The 20887-nt window shown below is 62.0% G+C and carries 18 protein-coding genes, 1 tRNA gene and 1 pseudogene; 11 read left to right on the forward strand and 9 right to left on the reverse strand.

The features are described 5' to 3' along the window. Positions 1 to 5: 5 nt before the first annotated feature. The 9 genes from MPZ60_RS08210 to MPZ60_RS08250 are packed head-to-tail and all read left to right on the forward strand — an operon-like array spanning position 6 to position 10318. Positions 6 to 3599 (forward strand): hypothetical protein, encoded by a 3594-nt coding sequence (locus tag MPZ60_RS08210; protein WP_242881859.1) that lies wholly within the window; start codon positions 6 to 8, stop codon positions 3597 to 3599. A 25-nt stretch (positions 3600 to 3624) separates the two neighbouring features. After that, positions 3625 to 4809: a hypothetical protein gene (locus MPZ60_RS08215; protein ID WP_242881858.1), complete on the forward strand. Its 1185-nt coding sequence runs from the start codon at positions 3625 to 3627 to the stop codon at positions 4807 to 4809. Next, positions 4806 to 6491 carry a sialidase family protein gene (locus MPZ60_RS08220; protein WP_242881857.1) on the forward strand — a complete coding sequence of 562 codons (1686 nt, stop codon included), beginning with the start codon at positions 4806 to 4808 and terminating at the stop codon, positions 6489 to 6491. Before MPZ60_RS08215 ends, MPZ60_RS08220 begins: the two co-directional genes overlap by 4 nt. Next, positions 6488 to 6883 (forward strand): hypothetical protein, encoded by a 396-nt coding sequence (locus MPZ60_RS08225; RefSeq protein ID WP_242881856.1) that lies wholly within the window; start codon positions 6488 to 6490, stop codon positions 6881 to 6883. Before MPZ60_RS08220 ends, MPZ60_RS08225 begins: the two co-directional genes overlap by 4 nt. After that, entirely contained in the window at positions 6883 to 8778 is a 1896-nt protein-coding gene (locus tag MPZ60_RS08230; RefSeq protein ID WP_242881855.1) for a hypothetical protein, read from the forward strand. Before MPZ60_RS08225 ends, MPZ60_RS08230 begins: the two co-directional genes overlap by 1 nt. After that, entirely contained in the window at positions 8775 to 9011 is a 237-nt protein-coding gene (locus MPZ60_RS08235; protein WP_242881854.1) for a hypothetical protein, read from the forward strand. The genes MPZ60_RS08230 and MPZ60_RS08235 overlap by 4 nt, the downstream gene beginning before the upstream one ends. Before the next feature lie 31 nt (positions 9012 to 9042). Then, entirely contained in the window at positions 9043 to 9360 is a 318-nt protein-coding gene (locus tag MPZ60_RS08240; RefSeq protein WP_242881853.1) for a hypothetical protein, read from the forward strand. Then, on the forward strand, positions 9357 to 9827 hold the full coding sequence (locus MPZ60_RS08245; RefSeq protein ID WP_242881852.1) for a lysozyme: 471 nt from the start codon (positions 9357 to 9359) through the stop codon (positions 9825 to 9827). Before MPZ60_RS08240 ends, MPZ60_RS08245 begins: the two co-directional genes overlap by 4 nt. Further along, entirely contained in the window at positions 9824 to 10318 is a 495-nt protein-coding gene (locus MPZ60_RS08250) for a hypothetical protein (RefSeq protein ID WP_242881851.1), read from the forward strand. The genes MPZ60_RS08245 and MPZ60_RS08250 overlap by 4 nt, the downstream gene beginning before the upstream one ends. Before the next feature lie 12 nt (positions 10319 to 10330). On the opposite strand, the gene MPZ60_RS08255 is transcribed toward MPZ60_RS08250, so the two are convergent. From MPZ60_RS08255 to MPZ60_RS08280, 6 genes are all read right to left on the reverse strand, one after another. Further along, entirely contained in the window at positions 10331 to 10759 is a 429-nt protein-coding gene (locus MPZ60_RS08255; protein WP_242881850.1) for a type II toxin-antitoxin system HicB family antitoxin, read from the reverse strand. Between the two features lie 65 nt (positions 10760 to 10824). Then, positions 10825 to 11007: a type II toxin-antitoxin system HicA family toxin gene (locus MPZ60_RS08260; protein WP_370689378.1), complete on the reverse strand. Its 183-nt coding sequence runs from the start codon at positions 11005 to 11007 to the stop codon at positions 10825 to 10827. Between the two features lie 72 nt (positions 11008 to 11079). Continuing rightward, positions 11080 to 11292, reverse strand: coding sequence for a hypothetical protein (locus tag MPZ60_RS08265; protein WP_242881848.1), 213 nt, complete (start codon positions 11290 to 11292; stop codon positions 11080 to 11082). Then, positions 11292 to 12590 carry a Y-family DNA polymerase gene (locus tag MPZ60_RS08270; RefSeq protein WP_242881847.1) on the reverse strand — a complete coding sequence of 433 codons (1299 nt, stop codon included), beginning with the start codon at positions 12588 to 12590 and terminating at the stop codon, positions 11292 to 11294. The genes MPZ60_RS08265 and MPZ60_RS08270 overlap by 1 nt, the downstream gene beginning before the upstream one ends. A gap of 9 nt (positions 12591 to 12599) precedes the next feature. After that, positions 12600 to 13457: an excinuclease Cho gene (gene cho, locus MPZ60_RS08275; RefSeq protein WP_242881846.1), complete on the reverse strand. Its 858-nt coding sequence runs from the start codon at positions 13455 to 13457 to the stop codon at positions 12600 to 12602. A 4-nt stretch (positions 13458 to 13461) separates the two neighbouring features. Beyond that, positions 13462 to 13878, reverse strand: a complete 417-nt coding sequence (locus tag MPZ60_RS08280) for a LexA family transcriptional regulator (RefSeq protein ID WP_242881844.1) — start codon at positions 13876 to 13878, stop codon at positions 13462 to 13464. Positions 13879 to 14107: 229 nt separating this feature from the next. Between MPZ60_RS08280 and MPZ60_RS08285 the strand changes: the two genes are divergently transcribed. Further along, positions 14108 to 14184 (forward strand) — tRNA-Arg (locus MPZ60_RS08285). An 87-nt stretch (positions 14185 to 14271) separates the two neighbouring features. On the opposite strand, the pseudogene MPZ60_RS08290 reads toward MPZ60_RS08285, so the two are convergent. The 3 genes and pseudogenes from MPZ60_RS08290 to MPZ60_RS08300 form a co-directional block, all read right to left on the reverse strand. Next, positions 14272 to 15085, reverse strand: a pseudogene (locus tag MPZ60_RS08290) (IS5 family transposase). Between the two features lie 87 nt (positions 15086 to 15172). Then, on the reverse strand, positions 15173 to 16909 hold the full coding sequence (locus MPZ60_RS08295) for a M14 family zinc carboxypeptidase (RefSeq protein WP_034359201.1): 1737 nt from the start codon (positions 16907 to 16909) through the stop codon (positions 15173 to 15175). A gap of 220 nt (positions 16910 to 17129) precedes the next feature. Then, positions 17130 to 18956, reverse strand: coding sequence for a DEAD/DEAH box helicase (locus MPZ60_RS08300; RefSeq protein WP_034359203.1), 1827 nt, complete (start codon positions 18954 to 18956; stop codon positions 17130 to 17132). A 264-nt stretch (positions 18957 to 19220) separates the two neighbouring features. On the opposite strand from MPZ60_RS08300, the gene ettA reads away from it, so the two are divergent. Further along, entirely contained in the window at positions 19221 to 20882 is a 1662-nt protein-coding gene (ettA, locus tag MPZ60_RS08305; protein WP_034359205.1) for an energy-dependent translational throttle protein EttA, read from the forward strand. The last annotated feature ends 5 nt before the right edge of the window (positions 20883 to 20887 follow it).

A 20887-nucleotide genomic window follows, 5' to 3' on the forward strand; every position in this document is an offset into this window, starting at 1 on the left:
GAACAATGCCCATTTTGCAAGGCGACATCCAGCTGCGTGCCAGCCGCGTCATGGACGACGTGCCCGAGGGCGGTGGCGGCCCGTCTAACGTCGTAATCGAGGACGGAGAAGAAAACGCGATCATGCCGGACATCTCACAGATGGATCGTGCTGGTGGCCGAGACAACATGCGCCAAGTGCATGTGACAGTGGACACCGAAGACCGCGACACCTATCAGGGCAGCAATGTCATCGTGGCAAAGCCGCCCGAAGATCCGAATGTGTCCATCACCCTGTTTGCCACGGGCGGCGTCTATGACACCCGTGCCCAGGCACAGGCCCGGCTGGAGGCTTACTTGAACAAGGGTGCCGAGTGGGCGGGCTATCTCTATGAGGATCACATCCAGGGTCAGCGCGTCATCCAGATTTTCCAGCGCCCTGGCACCGAGCTGCCCGCTGTGGGCAAGACCCTGGTGCTGGTCGGCAATGAGGGGCTGGTCAACGAGCAGATGCAGTATGTCCGCGCCATTCGCGTGACCAGCAAAGAGCTGACTTTCACCTACGACACAGACAAAGACTACAAGGCGGTGATTGTCACTGTCGAGATCTCGGATGCGCTGCGATACGGATTCACCGGCTCCCCAGCCAGCCGTCAGTTCACACGCCTGCTCAACAGCGCGCGCTTGCGCGATACGGTGGTGGCTGATGCGGGCAGCTATGTGGGCGTCACGTCTTTGCAGAAGGCTGCAGCCCTGGGCGATTTCACCATCATTGCCAAGACGATCATGACCCAGATCGTGCCCTCGGCCCAGAGCGAGACGCCCATCCCCGCGACCATTCCTTATGCGGCGGCAGGCTTTCCGGTCTCTGCGGCCGAGGCCGTGACCTTCAACACAGCGCAGACCTGGAACACCACCACCAGCCTGGCCCTGCCCGGTGGCTGCCTGCCTGGATCGCTCTCCATCGTGGTGGGAGGAGTGACCCTGACCGACAAGGGCGGCATTCTGATGTCGGGCACTCAGCAAATCGGCCTGGTGGACTATGCGAACGGCATTGTTACTTCCAGCTCGGGAAGCTATGACGGCACCAAGACCATCAGCTACCGGCCTGCGGCCTATATGCAGCGCGTGCCGCAGTCCAGCGAGATCCGCATCACGGCAGAGAACCGCAGCCAGAGCTACACGGGCTTTATCACGCCGCTGCCGGCGCGCGGGACTCTGTCCTTTAGCTACCGTGCGCAGGGCCGCTGGTATGTGCTCTCGGACTCGGGCGATGGCACCCTGCGCGGTACCGACTCCAGCTATGGCGCGGGCACCTATAGCGCCGAGACCGGCAGCTTTGTCGTCACGCTGGGGGCTCTGCCCGATGTGGGCAGCTCCATCGTCCAGCACTGGGGCGTGCCCACGCAGGAAACCGTGCAGCCTGCCGTTGATCTGCTTATCAGCCAGACCATTGCACTGCAGCTGCCGGCGGGCCAGGCGCTCTATCCCGGCGCTTTTGATATCAAGTGGATGGATGGCACGAACCAGCGCACCGCTACGGCCACTGCAGCTTGGCAGCTCCAGGGGGACGCCACGGGCGAGGTGCGTGTCGGTCGCTCCGAGGTGCTGTTTGCGCCCAAGCTGCTGCCCGCCGTGGGCACGGTGCTCGATGTCACGGTCGACACGGCCCCGGCGGTTGAGGTCAATCTGGCACATCCCTCCCGCAACGGCCAGGGCCGCCTGGCGGTCTCTGCCGGCCAGGGTGCGCTGGTGCCCTATACGGTCGAGGTCGAATGGAACACCTTGACCGACCAGAGTGTGCTCGGCCTCTACACCCGCGACCAGCTCCGCGAGATGGGTGTGACCCTGGTCGACCCGACCCAGATCGCCCGTGATGACGGCGCTGGCAAGCTGGTGATGAATGGTGTGCAGGTCGGCACGGTCAACTACAGCACGGGCGCGGTGGACTTCAATCCCGATGTCGTCATCAAGATTCCCAAGCCGGTCTACTCGTCCAGCCAGGTCAGCGGTGGTGGCTTCAATGGCGAGGTTGCCCAGTACCGCCTCAACTATGAGGGCATTGAGTACCTGAATGCTCCCTCGATCTACCCCAATGACGAAAGCGGCTACGTCAAGATCCGCTTTCGCACCACGGGCAGCGCAACGCGCCGCACGCTGCAGGTCACGTTTGCACCTGAGTTTGACCTGGTCACGGGCGTGCAGGCTCCGGTCGTTCCTGGCTCCGTGCTGCTAATGCCCTCCAGCGGTCAGCCCTGGAGCGATGACGGCAGGGGCGTGCTGCGGGTGCTGACCTCGGGCGGCTTTGTGACGCGGGGCAGCATCAACTACGCTACGGGACGTGTGGGCCTGACCTCGTGGACGCCTAGCAATGCGAACACACTGCGCCGTGCAGGCTGCATCACCACGCTGGGCGATGCCATCTCAAGCGCCTATGTGTTCCGCACGGCTGCAGCGCCGCTGCGTCCTGGCTCCCTCACTGTGCAAGTGCCAAGGGCTTCGGGTGGCTCGCAGAACGTCAGCGCTGGCATTGACGGCACCATCACGGCCCCCGGCGTGGTCGGCACGGTGGACTATGAAACCGGCCTGGTGCGCCTGGGCTTTGGAGTCCTGGTCGTGGCTGCAGGCAATGAGTCCGAGCCCTGGTATGACGCGGCCAATGTCCAGCCGGACGGCAGTATCTTCAAGCCCCAGCCCGTGGTCGCCAGCGCCTTGCGCTACACGGCGGTGGCCTATGCCTATCTGCCCATGAATGCAGACATCATCGGCATCGACCCGGTGCGCCTGCCGAGCGACGGCAAGGTGCCCATCTTCCGGCCTGGCTCGCTGTGCGTGGTGGGCCACACCAAGACCAGCGCCCAGCTCAACGTGAGCAACAACCAGACCATCAATCTGGCCCGTGTGCGCCTGTCTCGCGTAGTGGTGCGTGATGCGAACGGCAAGACCCTGAACACCGGCTATTCCGTCGACCTGGAGGCTGGCATGGTCACCTTTACCGATGTGTCCGCCATGACCATGCCGGTGACGATTGAGGATCGCATCGAGGACATGGCTGTTGCCACCGATGTGCAGATCTCGGGCGAGATCACCTTCAACCGGGCGCTCACCCATGACTACCCCAAGGATGGCACCTATGTCTCCAGCGCCCTGCAGGCCAGCGACCGCCGCGCCCGCGTCAGTCTGGATTTTGTGCAGCAGAGCTGGGTCGACAAGGCCTGGGCCGATGCGCCCACGGGGCCTGCCATTGCCGCCAAGTATGACCAGAGCGTATCGCCTATCGAGATCACCAACGCCGGCGGCAGCACCGAGCGCTGGGTGCTGGAGTTCACGTCGACCAGTCAGTTTCGGGTGATTGGCGAGCATGTGGGTGTGATCGCTACCGGTGACATCAACACCGTTTGCTCGCCGCTCAACCCTGCCACGGGCAAGCCTTATTTCACGATCCAGCCGCTGGGCTGGGGCAGCGGCTGGGCCGTAGGAAACATTCTGCGCATCAACACCGTGGGCGCTATCTACCCGTTCTGGGTCGTGCGCACCATCCAGCCCGGCCCCGAGACCGGCATCGAGCACAGCTTTTCCATCCTGGCGCGCGGCGATGTGAACCGCCCGCAGTCCAACTGAAGAACTCAAGAGAGCGGAGAGAGATATGGCATCCCCTGTAGATACCAGCGTCAAGCACGCATACAGCTCCATGACCGGGGCACCGGCCATCGGCGGCACGGTCGGCTCCCTGATCGGCGCGCTCGATGCGTTCCTGGTCAATGGCTGGGGCGCAAAGGCCGTGGATTCGGCGGTCATCAGCGGCGGCGTCTGCCGCCTGAACTTTGCCAGCGGCAAGAGTGCGGCAGAGGCACACGCCGTCATTGCGGTGTCTGGTGCAACGCCGGCATCGCTCAACGGCGAGCAGAAGGTGACAGCTGTCGCCAATGGCTGGGTCGAGTTCAAGACCGACCTGCCGGACGGCGCTGTCACGGGCTCCATCAGCTTCAAGATGGCTCCGCTGGGCTGGGAGAAGGTTTTCAGCAAAACCAATGTGGCCGTGTACCGTCCGACCGACCCAGCCTCGACCCGTACCTATTACCGCGTGGACGATACCAATGCGCAGTACGCCCGAGTGCAGATGTACGAGTCCATGACGGATGTGGACAGCGGCGTCGGGCCAGCGCCGCTGACCATCTCGGGCGGCTTTTATTGGCACAAGCGGGCGACCGGAGCAACTGCCAGTTACTGGGTGCTCGCTGGAGACGCACGCGGCTTTTACTTCTTGGTGGCTCCCAACAACGCAAGCTCTCAGGCCGCCAGCGGCAATGTGGCGCTGCTGTCGCAGTACATGGGTGATCTCAACAGCTATCGCAGTGGGGACGCCTGGGCCGGAGTTCTGACGGGGGCCGACTCCACTGCCTATACCAGTGTTACCGGCTGCGTGTTCAGCACAGCCGGCAGTTCTGGCTTATCGCTCAAGCGGATGGCTCATGGCATGGGCGGAGCCGTGCAGAGTTATCGCAAGGTGTTTGGTTCGGTTTCGAGCGCATCCGGCAATGACGGCACTCTGGGGACTTTCCCGTCGGCGGTCGACAACGGATTGCACCTTTCAAACATCCTCCTTTTAGATGGGCTGGGAGCTGCGGCAGGCCCTCGCGGAAACATGCCCGGTGCCTATCACAGCCCGCAGTCTGGGGTGCTGGCGGGCTACGGCTCTGACGTAGCCATCAGCAAAGGGCAAGGGACTTTTGCCGGGAAACAGCTGCTGACGGTGCAGATCGGAACACCCAATACAGGCAATCAAGGTGTGGCGTTCCTGGATGTCACCGGCCCCTGGAGGCAGCCATGAAAAGCCTGGTCTGGCGTTTGTGCGGCCTGGACACGCTGGGGGCGGATCTGGCCCTGCAGCAGCTCGTTGGCTGGGCAGCGGCGGGCGATGTCGTGCCCACATCGATCCAGGCCAGCGTGGCCCCGGTCTCGGGCTCGCTCAATGAGCTGAGCTCGGGGGCGACTGCCGAGGTCGTGTTTTCGGGCGCGGCGGTGCGCCAGCCCGGTTTTTATATTGAGCTGGGCTTTGCAAGCGCTGTAGAGCTGTTTGACTTTCGGTTCCGGGGGCCGGATGCGACCCGCTGGCCGTGTGCCTATATGTTGACGGCTGCAGGCGCAGACTCGATTTACCGGGGCGGCCCGATCTGGGTGGCCGGGGCACTGAGTGCAGGGGAAAGCACACCCCCAGACGTCGAGAAGATCAGCGCCGATCTGAGCAGCCTCACTGCGGGGCCGTCAGGCGGCATCTATGGGGCCGGCGTTTCTGCCTATGGCGGGGTCGTGGCATGCGCTCCGCATGCCCAGTCGCCGTACCTGTCCAAGGACTTCGGCGTCACATGGTCGCGGCCATCGGGCGCACCGGGTTTACAGTATTCGCGTGCGGCAGTCTCCGATGACGGCGGCGTCATCCTTTTCTCGAACTATGGCGGGCCGCTCTATCTGAGCACCAATGCCGGAGCCTCGTTCACTGCTGTGGACGGTGCGGGTTCGCGTGGCTGGGAATCCTGTGCTGTCTCAGGGGATGGCAGCACGCTGCTGGCTGCAGATGGCACCGCTGGCGGTGGCCTGTGGCGCTCGACCGATGGGGGCGCGACTTGGGCTATATGCGCAGGGGCCGGTGCAAAGGCCTGGCTGGGGGTCAGCGTTTCGGCCTTGGGCGATATCGTGCTTGCGACCGCTGCAAACAGCTCGCCATCGATCAGCTTCGATGGGGGCGCAACCTGGGCCGAGGTCGCGGGGGTTCCGTCGGCACCTCTGACGCGCTGCGCTGTTTCCAGAAACGGCACTGCATTGGCGGTCTGCGCGCGTGCAGGATGGATCTATGTCAGCTGGGACGGCGGCCTCTCTTGGAGCCGCGACACGCAGGCAGCAGCGTCGGAGTGGCGCAATATTGCGCTTTCGGGCGACGGGCAGTTCTACATCGCAGGCACCGGCAACAATGCGCGCGTGCTCTATGCCAGGAACAAAAATGGCTCCGTCAAGAGCTTTACCTTTGTGGCCCTTGCCATGGAGGCTGCAGCCGTGGATGCCTATGGTGTTGCCTGGACGGCCTCGGCGGAATCCGGGTTCCTGGCGCGGGTGCGTATCTGGGCACCTTCCTCCACACATGCGCCGTTTGTTTCCCGGATCGGGTCTTTCAAGCTTTCTACGTCGCCCAGCAACACAGTGCCGCCGCAGCAGGGCTTGCAGAGCATGGCCCGCTACCGCGCGTCCAAGCTGATCGACGTGGAGTGCGGCGGGCAGGGCCGCATTTACGGCACGGTCTCGCGCAAAGAGACTCCTGCCAATATGCCGCTGCGCCGGCGCGTGCGCCTGCATCGCAGCGTGGATGGCTACTTGGCCCGCGAGACCTGGAGCAAGGCCGATGGCACCTATGAGTTCCGCGAGATCTCCACGCGTTACGAGTGGGATGTGATCGCCTGGGACCACGAGCAGCAGGAGTACTCGACCGTCGCCAATAACCAGCTGGCGGAGGTCGCATGAGTGATTCACCCGCATTCGAGATCTCGGCAGCCCATGCTCTGGCCCGCCTGCAGGCCACGGCCAGCTTTGCAGACTCCGGCCCTGGCGCTTCGACCATTGCCCTCTATGACGCGGCAGAGCAGCTGCTGGTCACGCTGACGCTGACCAAGCCCTGCGGCCAGATCACCGAGGCGGGCTACCTGGTGCTGACCCAGGCCAGCGGCAGCGGCGACATGATTCTGGCGAGCGGTCAGGCTGCCATCGGCGTTTGGAGCACCAGCGACGGCAAGCTGATCGGGCGCGGCCTGGTCACGGATGAGGCGGGCGCTGGGCACTTCAAGCTGCTGGGCAGCACCGGTACCCAGCTCTACGCGGGCGGCAAGGCCATCCTGGGCGAGACAAGGATTGACTGATGGCCGCTGTCGACCTGATCTTTAACCGCACCCTCAAGACCGGAAACCCGGTCGAGCTGGTGTTTGGCGACGATGGCGGCGGTGGGCAGGTGCCCGATAAGACCCTGGCCATTGCCGCGCGCATGCCGGGTCTGCGGGTTAGATCCCTGGTGCATGTGCGCAAGGATCTGGTCGCTGCGGGCCGCATGCCCGGTCTACGCTGTAGCGCGGTGGTGCGCTACAACACCGACACGCCCCGGCCCGTGGTGGCTGAGGTGGCCGCGAGCGCCCAGCAGGCGCAGTCTTTGGCGCAAGGTTGGGTCTCGGGCTGGCAAGACACGGATGCACTGCCTGCGGGCTGGGTGTCGACCGCGCAGGACGCCATGCCTTTGCAAGAGCAGTTCGGCCTGGCTTGGCAGGATGGCCAGCGGCAAGGGGTGCACGTGCAGGGGCGGTTTCAGCAGGCGTGGGCGCTGCCTGGCGCATCAACCCAAGCTCGGTGGCAAGAGGCCCAGGGCCTACGCGTGAACCTGCAGGCCACGGCCCAGGATGCTGCACCCGTTCGGGCCGGTTTGGTCGTGCGGTTTCAGGAAAGCCTGCGCGACCGTCGGCGCATGGTCGAGGCAACGGCCCAGGATGCGATGGGCCTGCAGTACCTGCTCACCACGGGCGCAGGCCCATCGGTGCCGCTGTACCGGGGCTTTAAGGGCCGTTACCAGCAGGCCATGAAGCCGTCAGCGGGCAAGTCGAAGACCAAACCGCCAGAGCCAGAGAAGCCCGGCTGCTACGAGCAATTGGTCGGTGGCCCCATCCGTTTGCTGTTCTGCAGATCTTGGGCCGCTTCGGCAGATCTGCTGTTCATGTGCTGCAAGGCCGTGGGGCCAGAGCCGCAGCCCCAGTTCGTCATTCCACTGCTGCCCGTCTATATGCAAGTCCACCACCTCACGGCGCATTTGCTGCCGAGCCTTGAGCCCGTAGTGCTCACTGACGTTTCCATTGCCGCCAGCGACGACAGCTATTGCTGGAGCCTGTCGGCCAACGGCCCAGAGCATCTGCTCGACCAGCTCGCGCCCGTGGGCGGGTTGCCGCAGCGGCTGCAGGTCGGCATCGATGGCATGCAGTTTGTCTTTGCCGTGACCAGCACGGCGCGAAGCCGTTCGTTTGACCGCCGCCGCGTGGCCGTGCAGGGCATCAGCGTAACGGCCATGCTGGGCAACCCCTATATGCCCAAGCAGGCATGGCTCTCCACCTCGACGGCAACGGCGCAGCAGCTCGCGGTGAGTGCGCTGGAATTCAGTGGCGTGGATCTGGACTGGCAGATTCCCGACTGGCAGGTTCCCGCCGGCGCCTGGAGTTTTCAGGGCACGCCGCTGCAGGCCGTGCTGCGCATGGCCGATTCGGTCAATGCCGTGGTGCGCAGCCACCGCACGGCAGAGCAGCTCATCGTCGCGCCGCGCTACCCGGTGCTGCCGTGGGAGTGGGGCGCGGCCGTGCCCGATGTGCAAATGCCTGCGGCCGTCATCGTGACCGACGAGCTGCGCCCCGATCCGCGTGCCGAATACAACGCCATCTATGTCGCCGGCGGCAGCGTGGGCGGCGTGCTGGGCCATGTGGTGCGCAGCCTCAGCGCGCGCGACAAGCTGGCCCCGCAGATTCAGGACGATCTGATTACCCACGCCGACGCCGCCCGCATGCGCGGCAGCTGGGCGCTGGCTGCCAGCGGCAACAAGCTGCAGCACAGCATCAGCATGCCCGTGCTCACTGGCGGCACCAACCCCGGCATCTTGAACCCCGGCCAACTGCTGGAGGTGGCCGACACCGACGGCACCTGGCGCGGCCTGGTGCGCGGCGTCAGCGTCAGCGCATCCATGCCCCGCGTGCGCCAGCAGGTCACTATCGAAAGGGTCGCGGCATGACAACCAACCTCTACAAGCGCCTCAAGGCCCTGCTGCCCGACGACCCCGTGATGACCGGGCAGATCAGCGCCGTGTTTGCCGACGGCACTGCGCTGGTCGCGCTCGAAGGCGCCGCAGGCCTGCTGCGCGTGCGCAACCCGCTGGGTAAGGCAAACAGTTCACGTGTGTATGTGCAAGGGGGGGAGGTAACGGGCACTGCCCCAGAAATGACTTATGTGCTGATTGAGGTCTGAAAGCGAAATCCGACAACCGAAAGGAGAGGGAATGGACGACTTTGGCGATGAGCTGCCGGCGGTGACGCGCCAGCAGATCAATGAACGTTTTGACAAGGGGAGTGAACGCATGGCCGCCATTGAGCGCGACTTGAAGACAGTAGCCCAGGGGCTACAGGAGGAGCGCCAGGAGCTGCAGGAGCTCAAGCAGCAACTGGCGGAAATGCTGGAGTTCTTTACCGCCATGAAAGGCGCATTCAAGGTGCTGAACTGGGTGGCTAAGGTGGCAAAGCCGTTGACGGTAATCGTCATGTTTGGCGGGGCATGTGTTGGCTTTTGGTCTGCTGTCAAAGCGGGGGTGAATCGATGAACTGGAAAGCAAAACTCTCTGCCGCAATCGGCGGCGCTGCCGTGGCATTGGCCGTGCCCCTGGTGCAGAAGTACGAGGGCACTGTGCTGCGCAGCTACCGCGACCCGGTCAACGTGTTGACCAGTTGCACCGGGCATACCGGCCCCGAGCTGCGCGATGGGCAGACCTTCACCCGTGAGCAGTGTGAGGAGATGCTTTACAAGGACTTGGCCAAGCACGCCGATGCCCTGAGCTGCGTGCGTGCGCCGCTGACCGACGGCCAGCGCGCGGCCTTCCTGAGCTTCGCCTTCAACGTGGGGGATGACGCCTTTTGCCGCAGCACCCTGGTGCGCAAGGCCAATGCCGGCGACATTGACGGGGCCTGTGCCGAGCTGAGCCGCTGGACTTACGCTGGCGGCAAGGAGCTGCCCGGCCTGGTCAAGCGCCGCGCTGCCGAGCGGCAGCTGTGCGAGCGGGGGCTGGCATGACAGGCGCCTCCCGTATCTGGCCGTGGCTGGCCCTGGCCCTTGCCCTGCTGCTGGCTGTGCAGACCCAGCGGCTGGCCAAGGTCGAGACTTCACGTGCAAATGCGGCTGCAACGCAGGCTCAACAAGCGCAAGCAGCTACAGAAAAGAAAGCAGAGGCCGTGGTCGATCACGGCGCTGCCCAACAGGAAAACACCCATGACTACGCGCAAGAAATGGCCCGCCTGGAGGCTGGGCGCACTGCTGATGCTGCCCGCATTGCAGGCCTGCAGCACGACATCAGGAGCGCGGCCACCCGCAACGCCCAGCTTGCCGGTGACGCCGCTGCCTGCCGAGATCTCGCAGATCAGCACCAGCGACTCGCAGCCCTTGCTGCTGGAGGCGCGGGCGTGGTTGGCCAGCTTGTCGGACTGGTCGAGCGCCGAGACGCCCAGGTCAGCGCCCTGAAAGGACAGGTGCAGGTCGATAGAGATTTGATCCAGCGCCTGCAGTAGCAGGCCGGCGCGTTACTTGATCGGGCGCACGGTCAATTCCAGCTCGTAGCCCATGGCAGCCAGCGCGGCCGCAACGGTGTCGATCTTGGTGGCATGGCCCAGGTCAAAAACGCGGGTCATTTCTTGGGGTTTCACGCCCATGGCGCGGGCCACGTCGGCGGGCCTGGCACCTGTGGCAAGACGGGCATTCAGCAGCGCCACCTTGACGGCGACACTGGCGGGCAGCTCCACCAGGCGCTCGCCCTTTTCTGCCTTGCTGGGCGCGGGCACGGCGCGGCCTGCCTCGAAATAGAACTCCATGGCCGTGACCAGTGCGTCACGCGCCATAGATTCAGCCTCTGCCAGGTCATCGCCCTGGGTGATTGCTTCGGGAATATCCCGAAACGTGACGGTGTAGCCCCCTTCGTCGGCGGGATCGAAGCGGGCAGGATACTTTTGCATGTTGTTCCCCATCTAGTGGTCGTGAAGCTCAGGAATTCAGGCTAGGCCCCTTGGGGCCTGCCTCCTTAGTTGATTCCTAGTTGCTTCAGGATTGCGCGTCTTGTGCCTTCCTTCAGCTCTTTACTTGGGTGCCTTGGCAGGGTGCTTGTGTTGCCGTTGTGGTACAGCCTCCAGTGATTCGTACCGTTCTCGACTTTGACCCCCTGCGCTTCAAGCCACCGCTTGAATTCGCTGATTTTCACGACCACCTTTCTTTTGTTGCGATGGTGAAAGTATAAACAAAAATGCTTAGCAAATGCAAGCAATTTTGTTTATTTATTTTAGGGCTCGCAATCTTCTGCAAGCCACTGCCGCATTTGCAGATAGGGGGAATGGCTGGCGAAGTCCAAGCAGGCGGGGTGCTTGGCCTGCAGGTACTCATAGAAAAGGTGCATGGCGGTACCGGGGTGCGGGTGCATGTCGGCGTCGGACAGCCTGTCTTGCCAGTTGACCCAGTGGCCCAGAATGGCCTGTTGCGCATCGGTTCGTCTCATCAGGCCCTCGCAATCGGTATGTCGTCAATCTTGGTGGTGTAGCGTGGCGTGCGGAGTTCTTGGCGCATGCGCCAGCCGCTCTCGTCCTGCTCGGGCACGCCGGTGCTGGCGACATGCACCGTGCCCTTGCCGAAGCGCTTGTTGACCTTGTCCATGGCTTCCATCAGCTTGCTCTGGTCGCGGACCGGTTCCTGAAAGAGCAAGTCGCCTTGCTGCACATCTGCAGGGCACAGGTCTTGCAGCATCACGCCGGCCTTTGAGAGCTGGTAGCCGGGCTCATAAATCATGCGCAAGCCGCGCACTGCTGCGTTCACGAGGGCCTTGGTGTCGGATGAGGGAGGCTGCAGCTGAATCAAGGCCGTTTTGTAGAACCTGGGGCCGGGCCTGAATGGCGATGTGTGCGCGAAAACATGCAGGGCACCTGCGCGCAAGCCGCCAGCGCGCAGCTTTTCTGCAGCCCTGGTTGCAAATTCGCTCACGGCTTCAATCAATGGGGGGAGGGTGGTGATGGGGTGGCCGAAGCTGCGGGTGCACGCAATCTGCTTTTTGGCGACAGGGGCCGTCTCCAGGCTTATGCAGCTCACGCCCTGCAGCTCGCGCACGGTGCGCTCCAGCACGACGCTCCAGCCGTCGCGCGCGGCTTGTGCAGGCAGCCTGGCCAAGTCCAATGCAGTCAGCACGCCTTGCTCGGCCAGTTGGGCCGAGATACGCCGGCCCACGCCCCAGATCTCGCCGGCGGCGGTGCGGCCGAGGATATCGATGCGCAGCTGCTCGGTCAGCTCGGCCCAGTTGCAGACCCGCTGCAGCTCGGCGGGGTAGCTGCCCGGCTTGCGCTCCGAGTCCTTGGCAACATGGTTGCAGAGCTTGGCCAGGGTCTTGGTGGGGGCGAGGCCCACGCAAGTGGGGATGCCGGTCCATTTCAGGATGCGTGCGCGAATGGCAAAGGCGCGCCTGGTCAGATCACGCACGCCGTCCAGATCTCCAATGAATGACTCGTCAATGCTGTAGATCTCCTGGGTGGGGCCCAGGCCGGCAGCCAGCGACATCATGCGGTCGCTCATGTCGCCGTACAGCTCAAAGTTTGGTGAGAGGCAGACCAGACCCTTGTGCTCGACCAGATCGCGCAACTGAAAAAACGGCTGGCCCATCTTCACGCCCAGGGCCTTGGCCTCGTCGGAGCGTGAGATGGCGCAGCCGTCGTTATTGCTCAGGACGCAAACAGGAATGCCTTGTAAAGCGGGCCGGAAAGCCCGCTCGCAGCTGACGTAGAAGTTGTTGCCGTCGATGAGCGCAAACATTTGCTCCCCCTACAAGGGGATGATCTTGGCGCCGCCGCCGAGGATGGGGCGGCACAGGATCTTGTAGCCATCCGCATCGAAGCCTGCGGCCACGCTGCTGAGCTTGCGCGCGGCTTGCACGGTTGGGGCGCTGCCCAGGTAGCACCAGTTGTGGATGACATGGATCTGCCGCATGTCCTCGCACTTTTCCTCGATGCCTACGGCTCCAGCAAAGGGCCAGGTCACCACGCGCAGGCCTTCAAGGGCTTCGATGAGCCGGGCCCGATGCTGCTCTGAGGTTTCTGCGCCGTGGCAGACACCGGCGCATTGGCGCACCATGCTGCGAAAGCAGGCGCGGCCTTTAGTCAGCTTTTCCAGGCCCAGCGCGCCATAGCAAAGCTTGTGCTGGTCGGCTAGATCACGCAGCGCCTCAAGGGCTGAATGACGGCTTGCATACAGACCAAAAATGTCGGGTGTGCTGGCAAAGTCGATGTCTCGGGAGTAGATGACTTGCGGCTGATCGCCGGCCAGCTGCAGCGCGCACAGTTGTCGGTTGCGGCGCAACTTCTGATTAAACAACGGTTGCTGCTGCTTAATGAGTTGCGCTTCCAGCAGCAGGGCCCCGATTTCGCCGGCAGTGCGTATGAAGCTGATGCGCGCTGCCTGGCGCAGCATTCGGGCCTCATCTTCAGTGCGAAAGTGCGAGAGCAGCCTGGCGCGCAGGTTGATGCTTTTTCCGATGTACAGCGGCAACTCGCCTTCAGCGGCATGAAAAATATAGACGCCCGGTGCAGCTGGCACGCCCTCTAGCGAGGCGAGCAGGTGCTCGGGGTACTCGTATACGCGGGCCGCTTCAAACTCTGGCCGTCGTTTGGCGGGAATGTGCATGTGTTCACCTTGCAAAGCGCTTGATGCAACTGGTGACGACGCCCCAGATTTCCAGAGTCTGCCCCTCTTTGGGCACGATGTCGGGATAGGTGGGGTTGCCGGCCCTGAGTTTGCAGGAGCCGCTGGCGGTATGCAGCACTTTGACAGTGAAGTCACTGTCAATGACAGCCACGACGATGCTCCCATGGCGGGGGCGCAGCGCACGATCGACCACGATCATGTCGCCATCATCAATGCCGTATTCGCGCATGGACGGCCCGGCCACGCGAAGCAGGAATGTGGCCTGTGGGTGCTCGACTAGCAACTCGGCGATATCAAGCCGCTTGCCAGAGAAGTCCTCGGCTGGAGAGGGGAAGCCTGCGCGCACGCTGCAATCTGCCAGAGGCAAAGCAACTGGGGAGGCAGTGAGTTGGACGGGCATGCCGCTCAATAGTCGGTGACTGTACATACATACAGTATATCAATTGATCACCATCAACCCTCCTGTGACCCTTTTGGCGGTGGATGCATACCTGCCAAACGTTGTACCGAAGGCGGCCCGAACCGAGGCATAATAACGACCGGTCATATCAAACGAGAAATGACCAATGCGGAGCGCTCCGCAAATCTAGGTTGAGTCCACAGCGAAAAAACCTAGTGAAAACAATCATCTGCCCGTAGCTCAGTTGGATAGAGCAACAGCCTTCTAAGCTGTGGGTCACAGGTTCGATCCCTGTCGGGCAGGCCAAGCGAAGAAAAAGCCCATTCATGCAATTGCATGAATGGGCTTTTTGCTTCTGCATCAGCAGTGTGCTGCAGAGTGCATTTAGAGTGGCTAACACCACCGATCCACGAAGCGCGCACAGATGATCGCTGCTACCAGTTTCAGCAGCGCCTCGTGGATATCCAGTCGTCTTTCAAAACGGATTCGCAGCTTGCCAAAACTTGCAAACCAGCTGTGCGTCCGCTCCACCACCCAGCGATGCTTGCCCAGTCGCTCGCTACTCTCAACGCCTCGCCTAGCAATCCGGCCGATGATGCCCCGCTGCCTTAGGTGGTCTCGGCATCGCTTGAATTCGTAGCCTTTGTCAGCGTGCAGTTTCGATGGTCTTTTACGGGGACGCCCTGACAAGCCTGCAATCGCAGGAATCGCGTCCACGCACTTCTTGAACATTTTGGAATCGTGCCGGTTCGCCCCGCCTCACTGACCAAGATCACCAACGGGATGCCTCTGGCATCTACAACGATGTGTCGCTTGGAACCGAGCTTGCTTCTGTCCGTGGGGTTAGGGCCCGTTTCCTGGCCCCCCGGGGGCTTGGTACTGAGGAGCCATCAATGCTGGCCCGGCTCCAATCGATCTGGTCATGTTCACGTAAGCGAGTCAGCATGGCCTGGTGCAACTGCTCCCAGACGCCAGCGGTATTCCAGTCGCGCAAGCGCCGCCAGAAAGTCATGCCGCTGCCGTAACCAAGGAATTAGGGAAGCTCTTCCCATGGGATACCTGTTTGCAGAACGAACAGGATGCCGTTGAGGGCAGCTTCGTCGCTGACTGCGAGCTTGCGCGCACCGCATTTGGCAGAAGGCACGAAGGCTGGGATAAGGGGTTGTAGCTGTCGCCACAGTTCTTTGCTTACGGGTCGTCGTGCCATGAGGGCAGCGAGCATAACTGCTTTGCGGGGGCTCTGACCAAGTAGTGTTAGCCACTCTTAAGACTCTGCGATCTTGCCTCTATATTTTCATTCCATTTCTTCTTCAAAAACGACCGATGGTGCGGCGACGACGCGTGCAATGTCCGTGGGGGCAGTAATCAGGCTTTTGCTTACATAGCTGAAAGGTGTGTCAGGCTCGAGGGCTGCAGTCGCCAAATGCGCTTTTGCCTGGTTGAGGGTGATGTAGTAGCTGCCCATTGGCGCTTCAATGGCGCCACGTGTCAGCACAGGGGTGTTGCTGACGGTACGGGATGGGGTGTAGTTTTCTGCCAGCATCTGACCAGATTCTGCAATCTGCATGACTTGCACCCCCTGCAGGCGCAAACGGTCGACGGCTCGCCCTGAGTCAGCCGACAGCCAGTAACCGCATGGGCGGGGACGGCTTTGTTCGGGCTTTATGTTCAGCGATGAATTCCAGTCCACACGGGCTTCGATTTCCTGGCCGGATTCGGCCTGCAGCATGCGGATGGTGCGCTGCTCAGGTGTTTGTTTGGCCTGGATGGTCAGGGTGTTGCGGCAAGCGAGAGCGGAAATGTCGCGGGACACAAAGGATTCGACCTGCTTCAGGTTTTTTGATTTCTCGGCCGTGGCTCGCAGTGCTGCAGTTGCCGCAGTGACCAGGCTGTGCACGCGGCGCTGAATGTGCAGGCGCCCCAGATCGGAGCCGCGGCTGGCTATTAGCAGAGCGACAGAGTTTTTGAGACTGCTGGTGTTGGCAAGAGTGTCGGCAGTCAAACCGGCCATGGACATTGATTTGTCCTCAGGCTGAGCGCTGGGCTGAAAAAACCATTCATTGCTGAGCTCTGCCTGCTTGAGAGCGTTGCGTATGGGTTGACTGAACCACTCTCGCGCTGCCTTGTTGACAAATTCGTGTGCATTGGCCGTGGCAGCGGGTTGCAGCAGTACGTCGTAGCGCTGCACGGCCTGAAATTTCTGCAGCAACGTGCCAGCTGCTGCAAATTCACGTAGATCAATCACAGCTGCAGGCCGGTAGTTACGGGTCAGGCGGGCGAGGGCCTGTGCTTCCGGAGTGCTCAGCAGCAGATGATCGTGAACGAGGTCTGTGCCGTCTGCTGTGACGTGGCTGGCCGAGCCTGCCGCATCAGGATTGGCCCGGGGTACGATGATGATGTTGGTCTGCTGCAGCAAGGGCGCCAGCAGGCCGCCCTGGCTCAGTTCGCGTGCGACGACCAGCAGGGCCTCAGTGCTGGCGGGTTCGTCGCCACGCTGGCCGCCGACCAAAAGCACGGTGGGTTTGCCGCTGCTGTTGATAGCTGTTGCCTGGGTGCTTTGGCCCTGAGTCGCAATAAGTGCTTGAATCGGCAGCCCTCTTTGAGAGGTGCCGATAGTGACGGTGGACAGTTGCGAGCCGTTACCGGCCTTGCTGCTCATTGATTGCAGCCATGCAGAAATTTCTGTCTGCGTGCTGAACTGTTGTCGCCCGCTACCCAGACCCGGTGTGTCATAAAGAGTGGTGGGGTCGGTAAAGCGAGACTCGATGGCTGGGTTATAGGGCAGGGCTGTCAGCTGTGGCGTAGGGGCAACCGCTTGGCTGATCACCGAAGGGGCGGCAGGAGAACTTGCTGCGGAAGGGGTTGGGGCCGGTGCCGGGCCTGACATGCCAGTCCAGGGCGGCAGCTGCACATTGGCACAGGCCGTCAACAGCACTGCCGAGCCCACTGTCGTCAGCTTGAGCATGCTTTGGGTCCAGACGGACTGCGTGCGCTTGGCATGAGAGAAAACAGGCTTGGTAAGAAATGTCATAAGTTCAACGCAGATAAAAAGAACATGCCAAGAGCGAAAGCTCGAGCTTCGCACATCTGGAACCCATATTAGGTCGGCTGGCTTGCTGTCGGCTGTCGGCTGTCAGCGCGCAGCGATGCTGCAGTTGGAAAAAACAGAAGGGCTGCAATATTGGAGATTGCAGCCCTTCGGGAGGTTGGGTTGAAGGTAGTTTTACACCTTCAGCCATAGACGCCGTGGATTAACGGCCGTAACCGCCGCCAAAGCCCCCACGGTTGCCACCGCGATTGCCTCCGCCAAAGCCACCGCGACCGCCGCCAAAGCCGCCACGGCGACCACGGTCGGCCATGCTGTCCACGCTGGTGCGCATTGGATCTGGCTGGCCACCAGCGTTGCCGCCGCGCGCGCCGTTGTGGCGGGCGTGGCCTTGTTGCGTACCCAGGTGCGCATCGGCACGGGGGGGCTGGTCGTCGTAGCGGTTGCCGCGCTCACGATCACCGAACTGGCGGGCGCCGCCGCGTTTGGGGGCTCGCTGTTGATCGCTATTGCCTTGGGGGCGTGGAGCGCGGTCGCTTTGGCCAAACGAGTTGCTGCGCTCGGTGCTGCGATCGGAGTTGCGTTCGCCACGTTCCACCGCTTGCTGACCCTGGCCGCGCTGGCTGTTGACGCGGCTGTTGCTGCGGGGCTTGTGCTGGCGTGCGGGGCGTTGCTGTGCTTCACCTTCTGCTTCGCCTTGTTGGGCATCTGCAGCAGGACGGCGACCACCGCGGCTGCCATTGGGAGTCTTGTTGGAGCGGATGCGCTCCATCATTTCCTGGCGGGCTGCCTTGGCAGCTGCCTGCATTACATCGCGGCTGGGAGGCTTGCCAGCGCCACCCCACAGGGTCTGTCGGCCCATGGCGATGGGCTCGGCGATTTCGCCTTCTTCAGGACCAAAACCTTCGATGGGCTGTACCGGAATCTCCTGCTTGGTAAAGCGCTCGATATCCATCATGAAGCCTTCTTCGTCCATGCAGACCAGGCTGACTGCGTTGCCTTCGCGGCCGGCACGGCCGGTACGGCCGATACGGTGTACATAGTCTTCCGAGATATTGGGGATCTCGTAGTTCACCACGTTGGGCAGTTCATCAATGTCGATGCCGCGTGCCGCGATATCGGTTGCCACCAGCGCGCGCAGTTCGCCTGTCTTGAAGCCTTCCAAGGCCTGGGTACGGGCGCTCTGGCTCTTGTTGCCGTGCAAGGCCATGGCGGAAACGCCGTTCTTGGTCAGGTACTCGGCCACATTGTTGGCGCCAAACTTGGTGCGGGTGAACACCAGCACCTGACTCCAGTTGTTTTCCTGGATGATGTGCAGCAGCACCTGCTTTTTCTTGCCGCGCCCCACGGGGTGGATGACCTGCTTGATACGCTGCACGGTGGTGTTGCGCGGCGTGACCTGGATGGATTGGGGGTTGCGCAGCAGACCATTGGCCAGCTCGCGAATTTCATCGCTGAAGGTGGCAGAGAACAGCAGGCTTTGCTTGTCCTTGGGCACAAGAGCCAGAACCTTCTTGACGTCATGGATGAAGCCCATGTCCAGCATGCGGTCGGCCTCGTCCAGGATCAGCATCTCGACGGTGGACAGGTCCATGAAACCCTGACCAGCCAGGTCCAGCAGACGGCCTGGCGTGGCAACCAGAACGTCAACGCCTTTTTCGATGCGTGCGATCTGCGGCTTCATGCCGACACCGCCAAAAATCACGGTGGAGGTAATGTCCAGATATTTGGCGTAGCTACGCAGGTTTTCTTCCACCTGGGCCGCCAGTTCGCGGGTAGGGGTCAGCACCAGAGTGCGGATGCCCTTGCCGCCAAACTTGTTTTTGGGCGCTGTGCCGCTTGCCAGGCGCTGCAACATGGGCAGCGTGAAGGCGGCAGTCTTGCCGGTACCGGTCTGGGCGCCGGCCAGCAGATCGTGCCCGGCGAGAACCAGAGGAATGGCCTGTGCCTGAATGGGAGTCGGGTTTTCATAACCCTGTTCTTGTACGGCCTTCAGAATGGCGGGTGCCAGATTCAGTTCTTCAAATGTCATTGTGATCAATTGCGCCAATCCTGGGCGCGGGGTATCAGCCTGTCATGGCACCCGTGGGGTGCCTGGCCAGTTGTAGGCAGATATAGTTTGCGTGTTGGGAGCTTGGAAACGCTTCCTTTGTCCCCAGCTGAAGTGCTGCTGCAGCAGGCAACTGGACGCCTGTTGCGAGGGGTATTGTCGCATGCACCGATAATCATGGTTTGATTGCCGTGTAAAGCGGCACACTTTTTTGCATAAATCCAAGTAACTCAAAGCAATTCGGACATGGCTCAATACGTTTTTTCGATGAATCAGCTGACCAAGACGGTGCCGCCCAAGCGCCAGATCTTGAAAGGCATTTCCCTGAGTTTCTTCCCCGGCGCCAAGATCGGCGTGCTGGGTCTGAACGGCTCGGGCAAGTCTTCGCTGTTGAAGATCATGGCCGGTGTGGACAAGGAGTATGAAGGCGAAGCCATCCCCATGCAGGGCCTGTCCATCGGCTACCTGCCCCAGGAGCCTCAGCTCAATCCCGAGCACACCGTGCGCCAGGCCGTGGAAGAAGCCATGGCCGAGGTGAACAATGCCAAGGCCCGTCTGGAAGAGGTGTACGCAGCTTACGCAGAAGAAGATGCGGACTTTGATGCCCTGGCTGCCGAGCAAGGTGAGCTGGAAGCCATCATCGCTGCTGCGGGAACGGACTCCGAGCATCAGCTGGAAATCGCTGCGGATGCACTGCGCCTGCCGGCATGGGACGCTATCGTGGGTCAGCTCTCCGGTGGCGAAAAGCGCCGCGTTGCCCTGTGCAAGCTGCTGCTGTCCAAGCCAGACATGCTGCTGCTGGACGAGCCGACCAACCACTTGGACGCCGAGTCCGTGGACTGGCTGGAGCAGTTCCTGCACCGCTTCAGCGGCACCGTGGTGGCCATTACCCACGACCGCTACTTCCTCGACAACGCGGCCGAATGGATTCTGGAACTGGACCGTGGACACGGCATTCCCTACAAGGGCAACTACTCCGACTGGCTGATCCAGAAGGGTAACCGCCTGGAAGCCGAGCAAAAGGGCGAAGAAGCACGTGCCAAGGCCCTGAAGAAGGAACTGGAGTGGGTGCGCCAGAATGCCAAGGGTCGTCAGGCCAAGTCCAAGGCCCGTATTGCGCGCTTCGAAGAACTGAGCGATTACGAATACCAGCAGCGCAATGAAACACAGGAAATTTTCATTCCTGTGGCCGAGCGTCTGGGCTCCAAGGTCATCGAGTTCACCAATGTCTCCAAGTCCTTTGGCGACCGCATGCTGATCGACAACCTTTCGATGAACATTCCCGCTGGTGCCATCGTCGGCATCATCGGACCGAATGGTGCCGGTAAGTCGACTCTGTTCAAGCTGATAGCGGGTAAGGAGCAGCCTGATGCAGGTACGGTGGATATCGGCCAGACCGTGAAGATGGCCTTTGTGGACCAGCACCGTGATGAACTGGCCAACGAAAAGACCGTGTGGGAAGACATCTCCGGCGGTTTGGACATGATCACCGTGGGCAAGTTCACCATGGCGTCGCGCGCTTACGCGGGCCGCTTCAACTTCAACGGCCAAGACCAGCAAAAGAAGGTCGGCAACCTCTCCGGTGGCGAGCGCGGTCGCCTGCACCTGGCCAAGACGCTGATTCAAGGCGGCAACGTGCTGCTGCTGGACGAGCCCTCCAATGACTTGGACGTGGAAACCCTGCGTGCGCTGGAAGACGCGCTGCTGGAATATGCCGGTACCGTGATGGTCATCTCGCATGACCGCTGGTTCCTGGACCGTATTGCCACGCATATCCTGGCCGCCGAAGGCGATTCCCAGTGGGTATTCTTTGACGGCAACTACCAGGAGTACGAAGCCGATAAGAAGAAACGACTGGGTGAGGAAGGTGCTGCGCCCAAGCGCATGCGTTACAAGGCGTTGAAGTAAGCATC

The sequence above is a fragment of the Comamonas sp. 7D-2 genome (assembly GCF_022749555.1).
Lineage (GTDB): Bacteria > Pseudomonadota > Gammaproteobacteria > Burkholderiales > Burkholderiaceae_C > Comamonas > Comamonas thiooxydans.

Excerpts from the sequence above, each read along its gene's own strand:
- MPZ60_RS08230 (WP_242881855.1), top strand. The coding sequence starts at position 6,883 with ATGGCCGCTGTCGACCTGATCTTTAACCGCACCCTCAAGACCGGAAAC.
- MPZ60_RS08265 (WP_242881848.1), bottom strand. The coding sequence starts at position 11,292 with ATGAGACGAACCGATGCGCAACAGGCCATTCTGGGCCACTGGGTCAAC.
- MPZ60_RS08280 (WP_242881844.1), bottom strand. The coding sequence starts at position 13,878 with ATGCCCGTCCAACTCACTGCCTCCCCAGTTGCTTTGCCTCTGGCAGAT.
- MPZ60_RS08240 (WP_242881853.1), top strand. The coding sequence starts at position 9,043 with ATGGACGACTTTGGCGATGAGCTGCCGGCGGTGACGCGCCAGCAGATC.
- MPZ60_RS08295 (WP_034359201.1), bottom strand. The coding sequence starts at position 16,909 with ATGACATTTCTTACCAAGCCTGTTTTCTCTCATGCCAAGCGCACGCAG.
- MPZ60_RS08235 (WP_242881854.1), top strand. The coding sequence starts at position 8,775 with ATGACAACCAACCTCTACAAGCGCCTCAAGGCCCTGCTGCCCGACGAC.
- MPZ60_RS08215 (WP_242881858.1), top strand. The coding sequence starts at position 3,625 with ATGGCATCCCCTGTAGATACCAGCGTCAAGCACGCATACAGCTCCATG.
- MPZ60_RS08270 (WP_242881847.1), bottom strand. The coding sequence starts at position 12,590 with ATGTTTGCGCTCATCGACGGCAACAACTTCTACGTCAGCTGCGAGCGG.
- cho (WP_242881846.1), bottom strand. The coding sequence starts at position 13,457 with ATGCACATTCCCGCCAAACGACGGCCAGAGTTTGAAGCGGCCCGCGTA.
- ettA (WP_034359205.1), top strand. The coding sequence starts at position 19,221 with ATGGCTCAATACGTTTTTTCGATGAATCAGCTGACCAAGACGGTGCCG.
- MPZ60_RS08255 (WP_242881850.1), bottom strand. The coding sequence starts at position 10,759 with ATGCAAAAGTATCCTGCCCGCTTCGATCCCGCCGACGAAGGGGGCTAC.
- MPZ60_RS08300 (WP_034359203.1), bottom strand. The coding sequence starts at position 18,956 with ATGACATTTGAAGAACTGAATCTGGCACCCGCCATTCTGAAGGCCGTA.
- MPZ60_RS08220 (WP_242881857.1), top strand. The coding sequence starts at position 4,806 with ATGAAAAGCCTGGTCTGGCGTTTGTGCGGCCTGGACACGCTGGGGGCG.
- MPZ60_RS08225 (WP_242881856.1), top strand. The coding sequence starts at position 6,488 with ATGAGTGATTCACCCGCATTCGAGATCTCGGCAGCCCATGCTCTGGCC.
- MPZ60_RS08210 (WP_242881859.1), top strand. The coding sequence starts at position 6 with ATGCCCATTTTGCAAGGCGACATCCAGCTGCGTGCCAGCCGCGTCATG.
- MPZ60_RS08250 (WP_242881851.1), top strand. The coding sequence starts at position 9,824 with ATGACAGGCGCCTCCCGTATCTGGCCGTGGCTGGCCCTGGCCCTTGCC.
- MPZ60_RS08245 (WP_242881852.1), top strand. The coding sequence starts at position 9,357 with ATGAACTGGAAAGCAAAACTCTCTGCCGCAATCGGCGGCGCTGCCGTG.